Annotated in this window: 5 protein-coding genes and 1 pseudogene; 2 read left to right on the top strand and 4 right to left on the bottom strand. The window is 50.2% G+C overall.

What is annotated here, in order from left to right; genetic code table 11:
• The 3 genes from RMO35_RS06345 to RMO35_RS06335 form a co-directional block, all read right to left on the bottom strand.
• Positions 1-255, bottom strand: a 255-nt coding sequence (locus RMO35_RS06345) for a DUF3143 domain-containing protein (protein ID WP_309739414.1), incomplete at its 3' end; no start/stop codon positions are given.
• A gap of 95 nt (positions 256-350) precedes the next feature.
• The gene (locus tag RMO35_RS06340; protein ID WP_309739413.1) at positions 351-1,007 is read right to left on the bottom strand and encodes a molybdenum cofactor guanylyltransferase; all 657 of its coding nucleotides are present in this window, start codon (positions 1,005-1,007) and stop codon (positions 351-353) included.
• A 19-nt stretch (positions 1,008-1,026) separates the two neighbouring features.
• A complete protein-coding gene (locus RMO35_RS06335; protein ID WP_309739412.1) occupies positions 1,027-1,527 on the bottom strand; it encodes a hypothetical protein in 501 nt (166 codons plus the stop codon).
• A 267-nt stretch (positions 1,528-1,794) separates the two neighbouring features.
• Between RMO35_RS06335 and RMO35_RS06330 the strand changes: the two genes are divergently transcribed.
• A complete protein-coding gene (locus RMO35_RS06330; protein ID WP_309739410.1) occupies positions 1,795-2,127 on the top strand; it encodes a hypothetical protein in 333 nt (110 codons plus the stop codon).
• Between the two features lie 150 nt (positions 2,128-2,277).
• On the opposite strand, the gene RMO35_RS06325 is transcribed toward RMO35_RS06330, so the two are convergent.
• Positions 2,278-2,991: a creatininase family protein gene (locus RMO35_RS06325; protein WP_396135617.1), complete on the bottom strand. Its 714-nt coding sequence runs from the start codon at positions 2,989-2,991 to the stop codon at positions 2,278-2,280.
• Here RMO35_RS06325 and RMO35_RS06320 point away from each other — a divergent pair.
• Positions 2,923-3,183, top strand: a pseudogene (locus tag RMO35_RS06320) (M20/M25/M40 family metallo-hydrolase); the annotation flags it as partial. The gene RMO35_RS06325 and the pseudogene RMO35_RS06320 sit on opposite strands and share 69 nt — an antisense overlap.

The raw sequence follows: 3,183 nt of genomic DNA, 5'->3' as shown, positions 1-3,183 counted from the left end.
CAGCGAATATTTGAAGGTGCGATAGATACTCGGATTGCCCGAGGTAAGCGGGGTGGGACTATCGGCGATGGCATGATAGCGAACGGTAAGTTCTTCGATATCCAAACATACTTCGGCGCGCCAATCTGGTCTGGTAATATGCCAGCAGTGCAACTCACTATCATCTTGTTCGCAACCCATTGAGATCAACCATTGCTCGATTTCAGGCAGGGGATGATTGTACAACGGGGTATCATCAGTCGGTAGTAAGGTCATGGATGAGTTGATAATTAATAATTAATAATTGATAATTGGCGCGAGTTCGGGTTAATATTTTTACCTAGCGTAATTTTCGCCGATCGATTACTATTTTAGACCGATATCCGCCCTAGCTGCGAGGAAGTTGGTCGATCGGCGACAATCTGTGCTAGCTCGGCGGGGGTATTACAGTTTGCCAGCCAGCGGGGATCGGCTACGACTAGCTCAGTAACTACTTGCTCTCGGAGCCAACCTTGAAACGATCGACCGCCCAGATCGATGTATGCACGCAACGATCGGTGGCAAATTTGCCGATAGCAGCCAGCTAATGCCTCCCACCCCTTATCAGAGTGTTTGGGGAGATAAGCAATGCTCTCAGGGGCGATAGCGGGCAATCCATCGATCCAGGATTGGAGCGCCAAAGTTGATAAATTGGGCAAATCGCAAGCGAGGGTCAATACCCAAGGTGTCGAAATTACTGTCAGTGCTTGTGAAAAAGCCAGCAATGGCCCGCAGTCTGGTACTCGCTCGGGGATAAATTCACAATCCTCCGGTAAAAGTGACTGATATTTATCCGTCCAGGGGGTAATTACATAGATTTGCGGGTGCAGCGATCGATCGCGATTTCCGATATCCTCACAGCCAGCCACAGCATCATAAATCCGCCGAATTAAGGGCACTCCATCGATCTCAATGGTAGCCTTATCGCGACCCATCCGCGAACTCCGACCGCCAGCGAGAATCAGTACCGACACAGATCGATCGTCCACAATACGCTGGGATGAATGGTTAGTAACCTAATGGCAGCTTGGATTTGGGGGCAGCAGATGCAGGACTAGCTGGCGCTTTAATGGGGCGTTGTGGCGCACCAGTAATGAATACCATCTGCTTGGGACTGGGATCGACTAAGCCACTCTCAGGTTGCTGTGCTTGTTGTGCCAAGTCCTGCTTGATATTTTCCGCGATGACAGCTTGTTGATGTTCTTGCGTTTGGAACCGCTTTAATTGCTTGTGTTGCGCTTTCCACGTATCTTGAGTCCGTGCGGTATGCCCATAGACAATGACACTCAGCCCCAATACGCTGCAAAAAACGATCGCTGCACCCTTTTGAACTGCAAGCAGCGATGTGAGCCAAGCTGGGGCTGAATTTTGGGGTAATTGTCTGACTTGTGGCTGGGGCTGATGAGAGTTGACTCCCACTACCGGAGATTTTGGGGCGCGTGTAACTGAGGTACGACGCTGTGTTGCTGACAAAGACTCGCGATCGGGGGGGATGTTTAGCTGATACATGCGAAGTTAATCAAAATGTAAGTGACTGGAAACGATGTATTTTGAGTTAGATAGCAACTATCGATACACATACTAGCATTGTTCTGCTAATGTAGTCGTGAGAGTCACAGAACCCCATTTCTAGACGAACAAAGATTCCATTTGAGCCAGAGCCAGCTACCACCCGCCCAGAGCGCTACCACTATTCGATTCCGCATGGCGGAGGCTTTGCCAACGAGTCGATACTTCACAGCCGCTCACTGCAACTAACATATCGCTAGTGTTTAGATGTCTCCCAAAATTGCCCGACAAATAATTCAAATCGGATTGGTGGTGAGTGCAAACTGGCAGGTTGCACTCCCAGTTAGAGCCGATAATCTTCCCGCCGATGCCGACATTCCCGAAGAAGTACTCAGAGCTGAAATCATCACCGAAGCTCGATCGCCGATCGATGGCAAACCATTATCTGCTGCCGATTTTGCCGAATTAGTCGTCACGACTCGGCTCCAACTCGAACGAGACAATGCCAGTGTCGCGATTAATAACCCCAAAATCAAAGAAACACTATTTTTACTACGCCTGCGTGGTTTCTTGCGATCGGTTGGAGTGCCGATTAGGTGAGATGGGAGATGGGAGATGGGAGAGGGTAGAGGGTAAAAGGTAAGAGGTAAAAGGTAAGAGGTAAGAGGTAAAAGGTAAATATTCTCCCAGTCTCCTAGTTTCCCAGTCTCCTCGTCCCCCAACTCCCAACTCCCAACTCCCAATTCCCATCTACTCTACTAAAAACTCCAAATAACTAGCGGTGAGATCCTTGACGGCGAGATCGAAAAATTGCTTACCGTGTTCTGGGGTAGCTAGACTCGGATCGGAACCCATTCTGCCATCGGGATAACGACGGCGAAAATCTGCCGCACCAAGAATTTTGCGTTCTGAAGACAGATTGTTGGGATCTAATGGCGTAGATTTGACAGTTTCAGGGTAGAGATATTGAGTCAGAGCAACTTCTGAAGGTGTTGCGTGAGAACCCTCGCGATCGCCGTATAATTCCTTAGCTAGACGATAGACACTTCCGCACATAAACCAGTTTGCTGTCTGGCATTCGATTCGATCGATATTAGGAATATTCAGATCGGCAAGATGCGCGTATGCCTCCGAGTAAGCTGCCTTTAGCGTAGCGATGTTACCGCCATGCCCGTTGATAAAAAAGAACTTAGTAAAGCCCGATCTCGCCAAGCAAGTAAGATAGTCGCGAATGACTAAAATCAGCGTACTCGGACGCAAACTAATCGTGCCTGGAAAACCAGTATGATGCAATGCCATCCCGACATTAATCGTCGGTGCGACGAGGGATTGAGTCGCCGTACCGACAGCTTCGGCGATGGCTTCGGCACAGATCGCATCTGTACCGATCGCACCCGTCGGCCCATGTTGTTGCTGGCACACCTCGATGTGGTCGAGGCCAAGCGTGAGGAGTGGAATACCGATCCGTTCACGTTGGTCGAGACCGATGGCTATTTCACGGCCCGTGGCGCTGCTGACGATAAAGCAATGGCGGCGGCCTTTGTATCGATTCTCTCGCAACTGAAACGGGAAGGTTTTACGCCGCGCCGCGACCTCATCCTCGCGCTCACCGCCGATGAGGAGCGCGGTGATGTGTCGACGAATGGCGTGCAATGG

The sequence above is a fragment of the Chamaesiphon sp. OTE_20_metabat_361 genome (assembly GCF_031364565.1).
The sequence above is the reverse complement of the archived record's forward strand: the minus strand, read 5'-3'. Positions and strand labels throughout refer to the sequence as shown.